The organism is Micromonospora sp. RHAY321 (genome assembly GCF_023896955.1).
In the GTDB taxonomy this organism is placed as follows: domain Bacteria; phylum Actinomycetota; class Actinomycetes; order Mycobacteriales; family Micromonosporaceae; genus Micromonospora.
In genome coordinates this window covers 417,646-434,455 of sequence record NZ_JAMHIW010000001.1, presented here as the reverse complement: position 1 = coordinate 434,455, position 16,810 = coordinate 417,646, and the positions used below count along the sequence as shown (strand labels likewise).

The 16,810-nt window shown below is 69.3% G+C and carries 13 protein-coding genes and 1 pseudogene; 12 read left to right on the top strand and 2 right to left on the bottom strand.

All coding sequences use genetic code 11. The features are described from left to right. The first annotated feature begins 243 nt into the window (after positions 1-243). From M8C17_RS02030 to M8C17_RS02015, 4 genes are all read left to right on the top strand, one after another. On the top strand, positions 244-570 hold the full coding sequence (locus M8C17_RS02030; protein WP_252414431.1) for a metalloregulator ArsR/SmtB family transcription factor: 327 nt from the start codon (positions 244-246) through the stop codon (positions 568-570). Further along, positions 570-1,067 (top strand): GNAT family N-acetyltransferase, encoded by a 498-nt coding sequence (locus M8C17_RS02025; protein ID WP_252414429.1) that lies wholly within the window; start codon positions 570-572, stop codon positions 1,065-1,067. The genes M8C17_RS02030 and M8C17_RS02025 overlap by 1 nt, the downstream gene beginning before the upstream one ends. Before the next feature lie 76 nt (positions 1,068-1,143). Continuing rightward, positions 1,144-2,562 carry an FAD-dependent oxidoreductase gene (locus tag M8C17_RS02020; RefSeq protein ID WP_252414428.1) on the top strand — a complete coding sequence of 473 codons (1,419 nt, stop codon included), beginning with the start codon at positions 1,144-1,146 and terminating at the stop codon, positions 2,560-2,562. Continuing rightward, entirely contained in the window at positions 2,562-3,827 is a 1,266-nt protein-coding gene (locus tag M8C17_RS02015) for an MFS transporter (protein ID WP_252414426.1), read from the top strand. The genes M8C17_RS02020 and M8C17_RS02015 overlap by 1 nt, the downstream gene beginning before the upstream one ends. 67 nt (positions 3,828-3,894) lie before the next feature. Here the strand turns inward: M8C17_RS02015 and M8C17_RS02010 are convergent, their stop codons facing one another. Beyond that, positions 3,895-4,092, bottom strand: coding sequence for a hypothetical protein (locus M8C17_RS02010; protein WP_252414424.1), 198 nt, complete (start codon positions 4,090-4,092; stop codon positions 3,895-3,897). Positions 4,093-4,465: 373 nt separating this feature from the next. Between M8C17_RS02010 and M8C17_RS02005 the strand changes: the two genes are divergently transcribed. From M8C17_RS02005 to M8C17_RS01975, 7 genes and pseudogenes are all read left to right on the top strand, one after another. Continuing rightward, positions 4,466-5,263, top strand: a complete 798-nt coding sequence (locus tag M8C17_RS02005; protein WP_252414423.1) for an ABC transporter ATP-binding protein — start codon at positions 4,466-4,468, stop codon at positions 5,261-5,263. Next, positions 5,260-6,021 carry an ABC transporter permease gene (locus M8C17_RS02000; RefSeq protein WP_252414421.1) on the top strand — a complete coding sequence of 254 codons (762 nt, stop codon included), beginning with the start codon at positions 5,260-5,262 and terminating at the stop codon, positions 6,019-6,021. The genes M8C17_RS02005 and M8C17_RS02000 overlap by 4 nt, the downstream gene beginning before the upstream one ends. A gap of 45 nt (positions 6,022-6,066) precedes the next feature. Next, on the top strand, positions 6,067-6,846 hold the full coding sequence (locus tag M8C17_RS01995; protein ID WP_252414420.1) for a MerR family transcriptional regulator: 780 nt from the start codon (positions 6,067-6,069) through the stop codon (positions 6,844-6,846). Between the two features lie 477 nt (positions 6,847-7,323). Beyond that, positions 7,324-9,504, top strand: coding sequence for an MMPL family transporter (locus M8C17_RS01990; RefSeq protein ID WP_252414418.1), 2,181 nt, complete (start codon positions 7,324-7,326; stop codon positions 9,502-9,504). Positions 9,505-10,214: 710 nt separating this feature from the next. Further along, a complete protein-coding gene (locus tag M8C17_RS01985; RefSeq protein ID WP_374556755.1) occupies positions 10,215-12,182 on the top strand; it encodes an amino acid transporter in 1,968 nt (655 codons plus the stop codon). Between the two features lie 191 nt (positions 12,183-12,373). Then, a pseudogene (locus M8C17_RS01980) lies at positions 12,374-12,588 on the top strand (transposase); the annotation flags it as partial. Between the two features lie 124 nt (positions 12,589-12,712). After that, positions 12,713-13,006, top strand: a complete 294-nt coding sequence (locus M8C17_RS01975) for a hypothetical protein (RefSeq protein WP_252414415.1) — start codon at positions 12,713-12,715, stop codon at positions 13,004-13,006. On the opposite strand, the gene M8C17_RS01970 is transcribed toward M8C17_RS01975, so the two are convergent. Beyond that, entirely contained in the window at positions 12,967-13,530 is a 564-nt protein-coding gene (locus M8C17_RS01970; RefSeq protein ID WP_252414413.1) for a DinB family protein, read from the bottom strand. The two genes, M8C17_RS01975 and M8C17_RS01970, sit on opposite strands and share 40 nt — an antisense overlap. 340 nt (positions 13,531-13,870) lie before the next feature. On the opposite strand from M8C17_RS01970, the gene M8C17_RS01965 reads away from it, so the two are divergent. After that, on the top strand, positions 13,871-16,768 hold the full coding sequence (locus M8C17_RS01965; RefSeq protein WP_252414412.1) for a glycoside hydrolase family 2 TIM barrel-domain containing protein: 2,898 nt from the start codon (positions 13,871-13,873) through the stop codon (positions 16,766-16,768). The last annotated feature ends 42 nt before the right edge of the window (positions 16,769-16,810 follow it).

Here is a 16,810-nt window from a genome sequence, read left to right as displayed (position 1 = left end):
TCTAATCAACGTGCAACTGTCTGCTTCGACGGACGTCAAGACAGCGCCCGGAAGGAGAAATCATGTTCAGGCTCACGCGCCGACCGAGGGCATCCACGGCCAGTGTCCGATTCTGCGACTCCTGTGCCCAGGTCACCACCGCAGAGCAGCGCGCCCAGCGCCGCTTCGACCTTCGGCCGATCATCGTCACTCGCGGCTGGTAAGTTCATCGTCAATCGGCGATAAACGATGAAGGTGTGGTGGATGGACGAGCTCCTCGATCGGGCGACGGCGCAGACGTACGCCTCGTGGTTCCGTGCACTGGCCGACCCGACGCGGGTGCAGATCGTGGAGTACCTCGCCCGGCATGCCCAGCCGATGAGCGTCGGGGAGATCGTCGCCGCGATCGGCCTGGCGCAGTCCACCGTCTCGCAGCACCTGAAGATCCTCACCGAGGTGCGGTTCGTCCTCGTCGAGCCGGTCGGAACCGCCCGCCACTACCGCATCAACGACGCCTGCGTCGACTGCTTCCCCTCCGCCGCGGACGTCGTCATGGGCCGACCCGCCCCCCACCCGAACGGAGCCTGCTGATGGCCGACATCACGGTGCGCCCCCTGCGGGACGACGACGCCGAGCGGGTTCTGGCGATCTATCAGGCCGGACTCGATGCCGGCAACGCCAGCTTCGAGACGACCGCACCCACCTGGAGGGCGTTCGACGCGGCAAAGCTCCCCGAACACCGCTTCGTGGCGGTCGACGGAAACGGCACGGTGGTCGGTTGGATCGCGGTCGCACCCACCTCGGGCCGTACGGTCTACGCCGGTGTGGTCGAGCACTCCGTCTACGTCGACCCCGCCGCGCAGGGCCGCGGCGTCGCCCGGCTGCTGCTGGACACGCTGATCGCCTCCACCGAAGCCGCCGGCATCTGGACCATCCAGTCCGGAGTCTTCCCCGAAAACGCCGCCAGCCTCACCCTGCACGAGCGGGCCGGCTTCCGGGTCATCGGCGTGCGCGAGCGGGTCGGTCGCCACCACGGCCGCTGGCGCGACGTCGTGCTGCTCGAGCGGCGCAGTCCCGTCGTCACCTGACCAATTATGGCCCCGCATAAGCGGGCCCCGTCTACCAACTTGATTCGATGGTTATCGACACAGAGGAGTTTGACTGATGAGCACCCTGAACGAGCTGCCCGTCGTGGTCATCGGCGCCGGCCCAGTAGGCCTGGCCGCCGCCGCGCACCTGCACGAGCGGGGCATCGCCTTCACCGTCCTCGAAGCCGGCGACACCCCCGGTGCCGCCGTGCGGCAGTGGGGCCACGTGCGGGTCTTCTCCCCGTGGCGCTACAACATCGACCCGGCCGCCCGCCGGATTCTCGACGAGGCGGGCTGGGTCGCCCCCGACCTGGAGGCCCTGCCCACCGGCGCGGAGCTGGCCGGCGACTACCTCCAGCCCCTCGCGGAGCTGCCGCAGCTCAAGCCGCACCTGCGCTACGGCGCGCGGGTCGAGGCGATCAGCCGCCTGGGTCTCGACCGGCTGCGCACCGCCGGCCGGGAGTCCACCCCGTTCCTGATCCGCCTCGCCGACGGCGACGAACTCCTCGCCCGCGCCGTGATCGACGCGTCCGGCACCTGGGGCACCCCGAACGTCCTCGGCGCGTCCGGCCTGCCCGCCCGCGGCGAGACCACTGTCGCCGCGTTCCTGGAGCACGCGCTGCCCGACGTTCTCGGCGCCGACCGGGCCCGGTTCGCCGGCCGGCACACTCTCGTCGTCGGGGCCGGCCACTCCGCGGCGAACACGCTACTGTCCCTGGCCGAGCTGGCCGAATCCACGCCGGGCACCGAGGTGACCTGGGCGATCCGGACCGCCTCGCCGGCGCGTACCTACGGCGGCGGGGCCGCCGACGCGCTGCCCGCCCGCGGCGCCCTCGGCTCGCGGCTGCGCGCGCACGTCGATGCCGGCCGGATCCGGCTGCTCACCGGCTTCTCCGTGCACGCCCTCACCCCGGCAGACCGCCGGGTAAGTGTGGTGGTGCGGCACGCCAACGGCGGCGAGGAGTCGGTCACCGTGGACCGGATCGTCGCGGCCACCGGCTTCCGCCCCGACCACACGATCGCCTCCGAACTGCGCCTGGACCTCGACCCGATCATGGGCGCCACCCGCGCACTCGCCCCGCTCATCGACCCGAACGAGCACTCCTGCGGCACCGTGCCCCCACACGGCGTCGACCAGCTCGCCCACCCGGAAACCGGCTACTACGCCGTCGGTATGAAGTCCTACGGCCGCGCGCCGACGTTCCTCATGGCCACCGGCTACGAGCAGGTCCGCTCCGTCGTCGCCGCCCTCGCCGGAGACTGGGCCGCCGCCCGCGACGTCCAACTCGACCTGCCCGAAACCGGCGTCTGCAACAGCAACCCCGCCGACTCCGCCACCGGCGACAACTGCTGCGGGCCGACACCCACCGCCGAGCCAGCAGCACGAGGACTCGCCACCGGCATCTCCGGCGGGTTGCTGTCCGCACCGTTGAACCTCGTCACCCTCGACGCCGCCCCCGCCGGCGGTCAGGCCGGCGGCTGCTGCGGCAGCTGATGCCCACCACCACGACGGCGCCCGCCGACCCCACAGTCGGCGGGCACCACCCCCACGGCTGGCGAATCGTCACAGCCCTCGCCATCACCTCCACCGTCGGCTACGGCACCCTCTATTACACCTACCCAGTCCTGCTCCGCCCCATGGCAGCCACCCTCGGCGCCTCCACCACCGCCGTCACCGCAGCGCTCACCGTCTCCGTCCTCGCGGGCGCCCTCATGGCCATCCCAGTCGGCAGGTGGCTCGACCACCACGGCGGGCGCGCGCTGATGACCACCGGGTCGATCGCCGCCACCGCCCTGCTCGTGGCCTGGTCCCAGGTGCAGACCATCGGCCAGCTCTACGCCGTCATGATCGGCATCGGCATCACCGGCGCCATGGTGCTCTACGAGCCAGCCTTCGCCGTCATCATCGCCTGGTTCACCCCAGACCGACGCGCCACAGCCCTGCTAGCCGTCACCATCGTCGCCGGCTTCGCCAGCACCATCTTCATGCCCCTGACCGGCCTCCTGGCCGCACACCTTGGCTGGCGCGGCGCGCTCCTCGTCCTCGCCGTCATCCACGGCCTGGTCACCGTGCCCCTGCACGCCCTCACCATCCGCCGACCTCGGTCGCCCGCGGCGAGCGGACCTGCCGACCCCACGCCGCCGGCCCACGCCCAGCGGCGCACGCTCGTCAAGGCCGCGATGCGCGACGCCCGGTTCTGGGTCCTGGCCGCAACCTTCATCGCCCAAGGTGCCGCCACCAGCACCATGACCGTCCACCTCGTCGGCTACCTGACCAGCCGCGGCCACCCCGCCACCTTCGCCGCCACCGCCACCGGCCTGCTCGGCGTCCTGTCGGTCACCGGCCGGCTCGTCCTCACCGCCGCCCGCCGACACCTACGCGTCACCACGATCGTGGCCGCCGTCTTCGCCACCCAGGCCGCCGCCGTCCTCACGATGCCCCTGCTCGCCGACACCCGCACCGGCGCTGTCATCACCATCGTCGGCTTCGGACTCGGCTTCGGCATCACCAGCCTCGCCACCCCAGCCCTTCTCGCCGACCGCTACGGCACCACCGCCTACGCCACCATCGCCGGACGCCTCGCCGCCCCCGTTACCATCGCCAAAGCCACCGCACCGCTGGCAGCCGCCGCTCTCCTGCACACCGCTGGATACACACCGCTGCTCGCCGCCGTCGCCACCTGCTGCGCACTCGCCGCCATCGGCATGACCACCCGAGCGAAAACCCCTGCGCCGCAACCCTTCACCGCCCAGGCCTGAGACGATCAACCCATCCCCGCCCGGACCGAGCCGCTACACGGCCACACGGGCGTCGGGTCCGGCAACGTCACTCACATGTGTCCTCGGAGCCTCGCCCCTGCGGCTCGCAGCAGTCCGGGCGGTGTCGGTACACCCGCAGATCACGTCCGTGACGGGGTGCTACCTCGGACGTGATTTCGTACAGGCACGCCTGCCACAGGACGTTCTCCCCGCCGCCGCGAACCACTTGGCCGTCACCCGGCCCGCCGCGCAGCAACACGTCCACTCAAGCGACGGTAGTTGGTCACCAGGCAACTGGTGGCACGAGCGGTCAGCCTGCCGCAGGTAAGGGCTGCTGGTGAAGCGTCGGTATTCGATTCGTGCGGTACGCATCCTCGAGAGGTCGTCGGCGCTGACCGAGGGATCCTTCGCTCCGGCATGATCCTTGTGTCGTCGTCCGCTCCGTACGTGCGTAACAAGCGCTACCCACTTCGCCGAGGCCGCCCGCCGCTGGCAGGGGGCCGGGAACCTGCCGGCAGGAGCGATCATGAGCGGCGGCGTTCACGGCTCACGGCAGATGGCCGCCCCGACCGCTAATCCGTAGATCCTGCCGCGCGGGCTTGACCCTGACGCTGCGTCAACCCTTCATGCTGGCTGCCATGAGCATCCCGCCAACAAGTGATCAGGTCGAGCAGGCCGCGATACGCGTGCAGGGCCTGGAGAAGTCGTTCAAGCAGGTGAAGGTGCTACGTGGCGTGGACCTCGACGTGGCTCGGGGCAGCATCCTCGCTCTGCTCGGCTCCAACGGGGCGGGCAAGACCACGATAGTCAAGATCCTGTCCACGCTTCTCAAGCCCGACTCAGGGACCGCAGAAGTCAACGGCTTCGACGTCGCGGCGCAGGCCGCCAAGGTACGCGAGTCGGTCAGTCTCACCGGGCAGTTCGCGGCGGTCGACGAGATCCTGACCGGGCGCGAGAACCTCGTCCTGGTTGCCAAGCTCAGGCACCTCAGCGGGCCGGGCGCCATCGCGGACGAGCTACTGCGGCGTTTCTCGCTGACCGAGGCGGGCAGCCGGAGGGTGGCGACGTACTCCGGTGGCATGCGCCGTCGTCTGGACATCGCGATGAGCCTCATCGGGAATCCGCCGGTCATCTTCCTCGACGAACCGACGACCGGGCTGGACCCGGAGGCACGCATCGAGGTGTGGCAGGCCGTCAAGAAGCTCGCCGAGGGCGGCACAACCGTGCTGCTCACCACCCAGTACCTCGACGAGGCCGAGCAGCTCGCTGACCGGATCGCAATCCTTCATGAGGGCCGGATCCTCGTGAACGGCACCCTCAACGAACTCAAGCAGCTCCTGCCACCCGCCGAGGTCGAGTACGTCGAGAAGCAGCCCACCCTCGAGGACGTCTTCCTCACCCTCGTCGGCGCTAAAACGGAGAAGGAACAACAATGAACAGGCACTTCCTCGGCGACACCGCCGTCCTCTTGGGACGCTCACTGCGCCACATCGCCCGCAGCCCGGACACCATCATCACCACCGCGATCATGCCGATCGCCTTCATGCTGCTGTTCGTCTACGTCTTCGGCGGCGCGATCGAGACCGGGTCCGACTCGTACGTTGAATACCTGCTTCCCGGCATTCTGATCATCACGATCGCCTCGGGTATCTCCTACACCGCCTTCCGGCTCTTCCTGGACATGAAGGGCGGCATCTTCGAACGGTTCCAGTCCATGCCGATCGCCCGATCCTCCGTGCTGTGGGCGCACGTTCTGACCTCGCTGGTCGCCAACCTGATTTCGCTCGTGGTGGTCGTGCTCGTCGCCCTGATCATGGGCTTCCGTTCGGCCGCGGGCGTGCTGGGTTGGCTCGCCGTCGCCGGCATCCTGGTCCTGTTCACGCTGGCGCTCACGTGGATTGCCGTGATCCCTGGCCTCACCGCGAAGACTCTGGACGGCGCGAGCGCGTTCTCCTACCCGCTCATCTTCCTGCCGTTCGTCAGCTCGGCCTTCGTGCCCACCGAGTCCATGCCCGGCCCGGTTCGCGCCTTCGCCGAACACCAGCCGGTGACTGCCATCGTCAACGCGATCCGAGACCTCTTCGCGCAGAAACCGGTCGGTGCGGGCATCTGGACCGCCCTTGCCTGGTGCGTCGGGATCCTCATGGTGGCCTATCTGTTCGCCAACCTGACCTACCGCCGCAAGATTTCCTGAGCGGGATTCGGGTGGGCCGGGCGACTCGGGAGGCAGGATCAGGGGATGCTGACGATCGGTCAACTGGCGGCGTATGCCGGCGTCACGGTGCGGGCGGTACGGCACTATCACCAGGTCGGCCTGCTGCCGGAGCCCGAGCGGGACGCCTCAGGCTACCGGCGGTACGGCGCCACGGCCGTGGTGTCCCTCATCAGGATCCGCACCCTCGCCAACGCGGGCGTGCCGCTGTCCCAGATCGGTGACCTGCTCGAAGCCGACGCATCAGACTTCGCCGAGGCGGTACAGAGGATCGACAGCCACCTGCGCGACGAGATCGAACGGCTGGAGACCAGCCGCAAGCAGATCGCAGAGCTCACCGCCGGGGACAGTCTGGCACTCCCGCTGGAGGTGGCCGCTTATCTCGATCGGCTTCGGGACATCGGGGCGTCGAAGCGGATGGTGGAGGCTGAACGGGACGGGTGGATCCTGGTCGCGGCCCGCTGGCCGGAACGCGTCATCGAGTGGATGCCCGCGAAGGTCGCGGAACTCGACAACCCGCAGGTCGTGCGGCTCTATCGGATCCTGTCGGAGATCTTCGACGGTGACGCGGATGACGATCCGCGGATGGCGGAAGCCGCCGACATCATGGCCGCCCTGGCCGAGCAGGCACACGCCGCCGGCGAGATGAACCTCGGCGAGGAGGCTCACGATGATCTCCCGCATGACCTGATAGACGCGCTCGCGGTCGAGTCCGACCCGCGGGTGGAGCGGCTGCTGGAGTTGATGCGCGAGCGTGGCTGGTCCGGCTGGAACCGGATGGAGCGGCTGGTCGAGCCGCCCGACTGACCTGCGGAGGCCGCTTCACGCGCCTTGATCTCGACTCCTCGCGTCGGCAGGAGGCTTGAGATCTGGCACGGCTGGTCCTGGCCGGGGGCGTGCGAAGCCTCGACGCCCGCCGCGTTGGTCGCTCCGACGTCGCTTGCGCTGATCCGGCCCGTCGGTGCCGCGAGAACACGGGGCGGTTCCGAGGGCGTTGACCGCGCGATGGGTGGCACCAACCTGAGCCACGCTGGTTGCAGTTTGAGCCACCCGGTGCCAGAATGGCACCATGAGGGTTGCGATGCGCGGCGAGAGCGGCACATCGAAGGCTTCGATCAGACGACGCGGCGGAGGTCTCCCATCACGGCCGCAGGCGGCGACGTCGTTGAACGGGCAGTGCCTCCGTAAGTGGCAACCCAGTCGGCTGTTCTCTGCCGCCTGGTTGGCAGTCCGTGACGGGTGGACGTCGCGGCAACTCATTATCGATGACAGGGGTTCTCCTGCATGTTCGCCAGATTCGGACGCGCCATCGTCCTCAATCCATGGAAAGTGATCGCGGTATGGCTCGTGCTGCTCGTCGGCTCGTTCTTCGCGCCGTCCCTCGCTGATCAGGTCAGCACCGATCAGGCCAGCTTCCTGCCATCCCGCTACGAGTCGGTGCAGGCGCAGCAGGTGGCAGAACGCGCGTTCGGCCAGGGCGACGGGGCGAGCGCCACCATCGTCGTCAAGCGCGTCGACGGCCAGCCCCTCGGCGCCGCCGACACCGACCGGGTCGGCCAACTCGCCCAGACACTCCAGAGCGCCGGCATCGACCGGGTCGGCACTGCGGTTACCGGGCCGCAGGCCGTTTCGCCGAACAAGCTGGTGCAGCTCGTCAACGTCTCGCTCACCGGCCCGCCCGCCGACCCGGTGCTCGGTGACGCGGTCGTGTCTATCCGCGACCAGGCGAAATCCACGCTGCAAGGATCTGGCCTGTCGTATGCGGTGACCGGAGATGTCGCCCTCCTCGTCGACAACCAGGACGCCTTCGACACCGCATTGCTGGTCGTCAGCATCGTGACCCTGGCCCTGGTCGTCGGCCTCCTGCTCGTCATCTACCGCAGCCCGGTCGCGGCCCTCCTGCCGGTCGTGGTCGTCGGCGTGGTCTCAGCGGTGTCAAGTGCGGTCATCACCCTGTTCGTCAAGGCGTTCGGCATGCAGGTGGACCAGTCACTGCTGACCATCCTCACCGTGGTGCTCTACGGCGTCGGCACCGACTACATCGTCTTTCTGCTGTTCCGCTACCGCGAGCGGCTACGCGCCGGTGACGCCCCAAAGAACGCGCTCGCCACGGCAGTCAGCCGGGTTGGTGAGGTGATCGCGTCGGCTGCCGCGGCGATCGTGATCGCGTTCGGCGCACTCCTGCTCGCGGTGTTCGGCGGCTTCCGGAGTCTCGGCCCGGGCCTTGCCATCGGGGTGGTCGTCATGGCGATCGCCGCGGTCACGCTGGTGCCGGCCATCGTCTCGCTCATCGGCCCCAAGGTGTTCTGGCCGTCGAAGTCCTGGCAGCGCACTCCTCGGGGCAGCGTCTTCCAACGCCTGGGCCGGTTCACCGGACGTCGGCCGGCGGTGGTCGCCCTCGCCTCGGGCGGCGTCATGGTCGCGTTGGCGCTGGGTGTGTTCGGCCTGAAGGTCGACTACGACCAGGTCGCGCAGCTGCCCGCCAACACCGAGTCGGCGCGCGCCCTGGATGACCTGAAGACCGGGTTCCCCGCTGGAGCCCTCAATCCGACCACCGTCTACGTCCGTGCCGACAACGGCCAACGCCTCGACCCGGCAACACTCAGCGGCTACGCGCAATCATTGGCCCAGGTAGCCGGGGTCGGTAGCCTGATGCCCGCCCCTGACGGAAGTCCTGTCACCGTCAGCTCGGACGGCACGATCGCCCAGATCAACCTGCTGCTGAACACCAGCCCGTACTCGACAGCAGCGCTCGACCTGGCCGGTGACGACCTCCGGCAGGTGGCCCACGACCAGGCCCCGGCCGGGACGACCGCGCTGGTTGGCGGCGTCAGCTCGGTCTTCGCCGACATCCGCGACGCGAACAACCGCGACCTGTGGGTGATCTTCCCGGTGGCCGGGGTGCTGATCGCCGTGATCCTGGGGCTGCTCCTGCGCAGCCTCGTCGCCCCGGTGTACCTCATGATCGCAGTCGGCCTCGGCTTCATGGCGACGCTCGGCGCGACCGTCCTGGCCTTCCAGGGCATCGGTGGCCGATCGGGCCTGTCATTCTCGCTGCCGATCATCCTGTACCTGTTCGTGGTTGCGATCGGCACCGACTACAACATCCTCATGATCGCCCGGCTCCGCGAAGAGGCACGAGCCGGCAACGACCCGCGCACCGCCGCCTCGCTGGCGATCCAACACGCTGGACCGTCAGTGGCCGCCGCGGGTCTGATCCTCGCCGGCACGTTCACGTCGATGCTCTTCGCCGGGGTGTCGTTCCTGACCGAGATGGGCTTCGCGGTCTCGGTGGGAATCGTCCTGTCCGCGTTCATCATGTCCCTGTTCCTCGTCCCCGGGGTCACCGCGCTCCTTGGCCACAACGCCTGGTGGCCGGGGCATGGCGACGCCGACCGGTCAGTTCCGGCGGCGGGGCCGACCTCGGCCGACGAACCGAGGTCGCAGGGCGCACCGGTGCGCTGAACGATCGCGGCACGCGGTGGGCGCGGGCCGAGCGTCCCGCCCACCGCGTTCCCCGACAACGTTCCCCAAGCCGTATGCGAGGCCGCCGCCTCGACCGCGCCGATCGCCGACAAGGGCCAGGCGGACCAAGAATTGGCGAGCAATCAGGGCACCTCAACGATGCCCGAAACGGCACGACTGGCCCTACGCTGCGGCAAAAGGACCCTGGCCCCAACCAAGCGTGCTCGGCCGTCCCGTTCCTCGCGCGCATCCACGACAGGACCGAGTCCCGCCCACCGTGGCGACACGATGCGGTGAAGCGTGGCTGAGCGGCGCCGGGGCGCACCGATCAAGCCAGCGGGCCGGCGGTTGGCGGCGCGTGTTGATGGACAACGCCAAGGTGACCGCGAGGGCGGCTCGGTCAGGCGGTGAGGCCCCTAGGGCGCTCGTCCTCGCGTGCCGTGACTGCGAGGTCCCGGAGGTGCACTTCAGCGCATCGCCCGTGGCCCGGAAGTGGGATGAGTTGCCGTCCAATGGTGTGGGTAGTGTGTCCGCTGTTTGCCGCACTCGTGATCTTGGGATGGTCGTGAGGCGAGGCGACCGACGCAGGGGACGGAGGCGACATGGGCAATAGGCCGGACGAACACCCGCGGTCGCGCCGCAGGCAGAACACGGCCCGCAGCGCTGCTACCGACCGAGGCGCCGATTCTCGCTCAGGCGGCCAGACGGTGATGCCCGCTCGCGTGGAGGTGCCCAGCTCGCTGCGCCCGCCTTCGAAGACCGCGACGCGATGGCTGCTCAAGCATCGCGTGCAGCCGCCCGGTCCGGAGAGCGGCGAGTCGCACGCCGAACCGCACGCCTGGTGGAAGGTGATGTGTCTGACCGGGGTGGACTATTTCTCCACCCTGTCGTACCTGCCCGGCATCGCGGCTTTGGCTGCGGGGGCGCTCTCGCCGCTGGCGACGCTGCTGATCGTGGCGTTGACGCTGTTCGGAGTGCTTCCGATGTACCGGCGGGTGGCCGGGGAGAGCCCGCACGGGCAGGGGTCGGTGGCGATGCTGGAACGCCTTTTGCCCTTCTGGAAGGGCAAGCTGTTCGTCCTGGTCCTGCTGGGGTTCGTGGCCACGTCGTGGATCATCACGATCACCCTGTCATCGGCGGACGCCACGGTGCACCTGCTGGAGAACCCCGTGCTGCCCGACGGGTTCCCGCATGGCACCACCGCGGCGGTGGTCGTGACGGTGGTGTTGCTGCTGGTCCTGGGCGGGGTGTTCCTGCTCGGCTTCAACGAGGCCGTGGGTGTGGCCATCCCTTTGGTCGCGGTGTTCCTCGGGTTGAACGCGGCGGTTGTCGTGGCCGGCCTGATGGCGATCGTGCAGGATCCGGCGCTGTTGTCTGGGTGGACGGACGCGCTGACCGCCGGCACCAGCGGCGTCGGTGACGTCATCGGCCCCGCGGTGTTGGCCTTCCCGCTGCTCGTGCTCGGGTTGTCCGGCTTCGAGACCGGGGTCAGCATGATGCCGCTCGTGCGCGGTGATGGTCTCGACGCCGAGCAGCGACTGGCCGCGCGGATCCGCAACACCCGCAAGCTGCTCACCACCGCGGCGCTGGTCATGTCCGGCTACCTGATCACGACCACGCTGGTCACCACCGTGCTGATCCCCGCCGAGGAGTTCCAGCCCGGCGGGGGAGCCAACGGCCGCGCGTTGGCCTACCTGGCCCATGAGCGTCTCGGCGAGGCGTTCGGCACGGTCTATGACGTCAGCAGCGTGCTGATCCTGTGGTTTGCCGGCGCGTCGGCGATGGCCGGTCTGATCAACATCGTGCCCCGCTACCTGCCCTCCTATGGCATGGCCCCGGAGTGGGGACGCGCCGTGCGCCCGGTGGTCATCGTCTACACGCTGATCAGCATCGCGATCACCGTCGCGTTCGCCGCCGACGTCGACGCCCAGGCCGGCGCCTACGCCACCGGGATTCTGGCGATGATGGTCTCCGGTGCCGTCGCGGTCACTATCTCCGCGCTGCGCCGTCGGCAACGCGCCGCCACCGCCGGGTTCACCGCGCTGACCGCCGTGCTGGGTTACGCGCTGGTCGAGAACGTCATCGAGAAGCCCGACGGCATCGCGATCTCCGGGCTGTTCATCGCCGGCATCATCACCGTCTCCCTGATTTCCCGGATCTCGCGCACCACGGAACTGCGCGCCGAGCACATCGAGTTCGACGCCACCGCCTGCCGGTTCATTGTCGACTCGATCGCCCACGACGGGCGGCTGCACCTGATCGCCAATCGCCGCCAAAGCGGCTCGGTCAAGGAGTACCGCCTCAAGGAACGCGCCCAACGAGGCCTCAACCCGGTCCCCGGTGCCGCCGATGTGATCTTCCTCGAAATCGACGTGGTCGACCCGTCGGAGTTCGCCGGTGTCCTGCATGTCACTGGCGTCGACGTTGGCGGCTATCGGGTCCTGCGCACCACCGCCCCGGCCGCCCCGAACGCCATCGCCGCGATACTCCTAGCCCTGCGCGACGCCACCGGCGTACGACCCCACGCCCACTTCGAATGGTCCGAAGGCAGTCCCGTCGCGCACCTGCTGCGCTACCTTCTGCTCGGCCGCGGCGACACCCCACCGGTCGTCCGCGAGATCATCCGTAAGGTCGAACCCGACCCGGCGCGCAGACCGGGCATCCACGTTGGCGGGTGAAACACCGATCATACGTCCGGCGAACCCGTGGGCGTCGTGTGGTAACTGCGCTGGTCGTACCGACTTCGGTGGTGATGCCTCCTTGGTTCTGGCGGCTGGACCCGGAGCCGGGTCCGCGCGCAGGACCGCGGGCTCGAGCCGCACCATTTCTGGTCCCGGATCGAGGCCGAGGTTGCCGGTCAGTCGCGTCCGCACCGGATGGCATGCAGCGGTTGCTGCGCTGGGCGGACTGGGATGTCGAGGCGGTCCGCGATGACGTGCGGGACTACCTGGTTGAGCACCTCGGTGACCCGCAAGGGGTGCTGGTCGTCGACGACACCGGCTTCCTGAAGAAGGGTGCCGCTCGGCGGGGGTGGCCCGGCCGTACTCCGGAACCGCCGGCAGGCTCGAGAACTGCCAAGTCGGTAATGCGTCGCGAACGACTCCGCGACGTGAGCGAGCGACGACGGGCCTGCAGTGATGCATCGGCAGCACTCTGTCGATCACTGGAATCCACTGTCATGTCGTTGCCGCGTATCGGGGTTGCCATCGTGACCATGGGCACTCGCCCGCAGGAGTTGGAAGCCCTGCTCGCCTCCGTGGATGAGCAGGATGTGCCTGCGGCGAAGGCGGTGCTGATCGGCAACGCGACGCCCCTCACCGACGTCTCCTCCGCCGTGACCAAGGTTCCGCTGGAGGAGAATCTTGGCTGCCCCTGGTGGCCGCAACGTAGGCTGAGAAATATTCGTGAATCCGGCGAAGTCGACGTGGTCGTCGAGCTGGACGACGACGGATTACCGAAGAGTCATGTTCGGCGCGGTACGGCTCCGTCCTGCCAGCGATAGAGGTCGCGCAGCAGGGAAATCTCGGCGCCGTGATGGATCAGCTCCCTGTTGACGTGCAGGACGATGCCCTCCATGGGACGGCGCTCGGGACCCACCGTGGGCGGATTCTCCAGGTCAGCGTCCGAGAGTTCGCGGACCCCCGCGTTCCATCTCCCATACATCTCATCGAGCTGTTTTAGCGCCTCGTCAGCGGTCCCCGCGTAGGCGAATGTCTGGGAGTCGACGTCCTGGCCGCCGAAGTGCCATCCGACCCGATAGCCCAGGCACGAGACGATGATGTGCGCCAGCCGCCAGGCAATCGTGGTCACTGGCGCCGGCACCGGGTCAGGGGACGCGGAGTCCACCGTCCATTCTCCCGAACCTGCCGACATCAGTGCGGCCGACGTGCCGCGTGGGCGGATGCTCCAGCAGCCGCGCACCGGCTCCCAGAAGTACTCCTCATCGGTAAGACCGTCCAGCCGCGGCCGCAGGTTTCTGTGCCAGTACCAGTCCAGCTGCTCCGCGAGCCGCTCGCTTCTTGTCATTTCCGCACCTTACATACAACGGAGACCCTGGCTGTGACCCTCGCGGACGCAGGCAGGTCGCCGACCCAGGGGCATCGCATGGGACGACGAGTTGCGGGAGCGGGTCCAGCGCAGCCCGTGGCTGATCCGGGCGCTGAACGTCGCGCGGGACTGATCCCGAACGCTGACCTGCATCCGCGTCGTGACCTGAGCCGGCCCTCGAAGCCCGAAAGGGATGCCGTCGATGCGCGCTGGGTCGGCAACCAGGTTTGCCGCCGCAGTCACGCCGGAACGCTGAAGGCGTACGGCAGCTGCTTGGGGGAGGCTTGGCACCTGTGAGCGCTCACAGTAGGGTGCTGGCATGATGGTGCGCGCCTGGTACGAATCCTTCACCCCTCCGCCGTCCGCCCGCCCCGCCCGCGCCTGGCACGCGAGTGACGCCCGCCGGTTGTCCCTCGATGGACTGTGGCGGTTCCACTACGCGGAGCGGGCGGACGGGCCGCTGCAGTTCACTACCCAGGCCTTCGACGACACCGGCTGGGCCGAGCTGCCAGTCCCGTCGCACTGGCAGCTGCACGGCTACGGGGCGCCCGCGTACACCAACACCAGCTATCCGTTTCCGCTTGATCCTCCGAAGGTGCCGGACGAGAACCCCACCGGCGACTACCGGCGTACGTTCCGGCTGCCCGCCGACTGGCCGGGCGGCCGTACGGTGCTCCGGTTCGGCGGGGTGGACTCCAGCGCCCGGATCTGGCTCAACGGGGTCGAGATCGGCTACACCACTGGCAGTCGGCTGCCCACCGAGTTCGACATCACCGACACGGTCCGCCCGGACGCCGACAACGTGCTCGCCGTACGGGTGGTCCAGTGGAGTACCGGCAGCTACGTCGAGGACCAGGACATGTGGTGGCTCTCCGGCATCTTCCGGAGCGTCGAACTGCTGTCCCGCCCCACCGCTGGCGCCATCGACGACGTGACCGTACGGGCCGACTACGACCACCGTACCGGTGCCGGAACGCTGCACGTCAGCGCCGACGTGCCGGCGCGGGTCAGCCTGCCGGAACTCGGCGTCGAGGCCCGGACCGGCGACACCGTACGGCTGCCGCACGTCGAACCGTGGTCGGCGGACCAGCCCCGTCTCTACGACCTCACGCTGAGCACCGACGCCGAGACGGTCACCCTGCGGGTCGGCTTCCGCAGCATCGCCATCGTCGACGGGGTCCTCACCGTCAATGGGCAGCGAGTGCTGTTCCGGGGCGTGAACCGGCACGAGTTCCACCCGGACCGGGGGAGGGCGGTCACCGAGGAGGACATGCTTGCCGACGTGCTGCTGATGAAGCAGCACAACGTCAACGCCGTACGCACCAGCCACTATCCGCCGCACCCGCGCTTCCTTGAACTCTGTGACGAGTACGGCCTCTGGGTGGTCGACGAGTGCGACCTGGAGACCCACGGCTACTGGCAGGTCGATTGGCGCGGCAACCCGGCCGACGACCAGCGCTTCTCCGACATGCTGGTCGACCGGATGCGCCGGATGGTCGAACGGGACAAGAACCACCCGAGCATCGTGCTCTGGTCGCTGGGCAACGAGAGCGACAGCGGGCGCAACCTGGCCGCGATGGCCCGCTGGACCCGCCAGCGCGATCCGAGCCGGCCGCTGCTCTACGAGCGGGACTGGTCCTGCCGGGACGTCGACGTGTACAGCCGGATGTACCTGACCGTCGACGAGGTGGAGGCGATCGGGCGCGGGGCGGAACCGCCGCTGGACGACCTGGCGCTGGACGCCCGGCGTCGGGCGATGCCGTTCATCCACGTCGAGTACGCCCATGCGATGGGCAACGGCCCCGGTGGGCTCGCCGAGTACCAGGAGCTGTACGAGAAGTACCCCCGCTGCCAGGGAGGCTTCGTCTGGGAGTGGATCGACCACGGCCTGCGCGCCCGGACCGAGCAGGGGCGGGAGTTCTTCGCCTACGGGGGGGACTACGGCGAGGTGCTGCACGACGGCAATTTCGTCGCCGACGGTCTGCTCTTTCCCGACCGTACGCCGTCACCGGGGCTGCTCGACCTCAAGAAGGTGGTCGAACCGGTCCGGATCTCCCGCGACGGCGCGGGACTGCTGATCGCCAACCGCCACGACTTCGCCGACCTGTCGCACCTCGACTTCCACTGGTCCCTCGACCAGGAGGGCGAGGAGGTGGCGCGGGGGAGTCTCGACGTCGCGGCGGTGGCGCCCGGTGGGCAGGTGACGGTGAGCCTGCCCGACCTGCCGGCGACCAGCGGCCCGGCGTACCTGACCGTGCGGGCGGTGCTGGCCACGGACACACCCTGGGCCAAGGCCGGACACGAGGTCGCCTGGGCGCAGCTACCGGTCGAGCCGACGCCGGTCACGGCGGCGACCTGGACCGCCGAGCCGGCGGCCCGGACGCCGTTGGCGCCCAGAGGGGAACAGGGACACCTACGCCTCGGACCGGGTGTCTTCGACGAGCGGGACGGGCGGCTGGTCCGGCTCGGCGAACTGGCGGTCACCGGGCCGGCGCTCCAGGTCTGGCGAGCGCCGACGGACAACGACCGGGCACCGCACGGCGAGGCGATGGAACCGGTCTGGCGGGCGCTGGGACTGGACCGGATGCGTCACCGGGTCGACGAGGTACGGACCGAGGCCGACCGGCTCGTCGTGCGGACAAGGGTGGCCGCCGCGGCGACCGACCTCGGGCTCCGGGTGACGTACACCTGGACCGGTGTTGACCAGGACCGCCTGGGGCTGGTCGCGGAGATCGACCCGGACGGACCGTGGCCGGGTCCGCTGCCGATGCTCGGTCTGGTGCTGGCACTGCCCGGCGAACTAGACGCCGTCGAGTGGTTCGGGCGTGGACCGGGTGAGACGTATCCCGACACCGGTCTCGCCAACCGGGTGGGACGGTTCTACCGGACCGTGTCCGAGATGCAGACGCCGTACGTCTTCCCCCAGGAGAACGGGCGGCGAGCGGACGTGCGGTGGGCAACGGTCGTCGACGGCCAGGGTCGGGGACTGCAGGTTCGCGGACGCAGCCCGTTCGGCCTGACCGTGCGCCCCTGGACCACCGAGGCGCTGGAGCGGGCGGCACACCCCATCGACCTGGTGCCGGACGGCCGGACCTGGGTGACGCTCGACGCCGGTCACCACGGCATCGGCTCGGCCTCCTGCGGCCCCGGTGTCCTGCCCGCCTACCTGCTGCCGGCGGCGTCGGTGCGACTGGGCCTCGAACTGCGGGTGCTGTGACGAATCGCCGGGCCGGGGTGGCTGACACCCCGGCCCGGCACT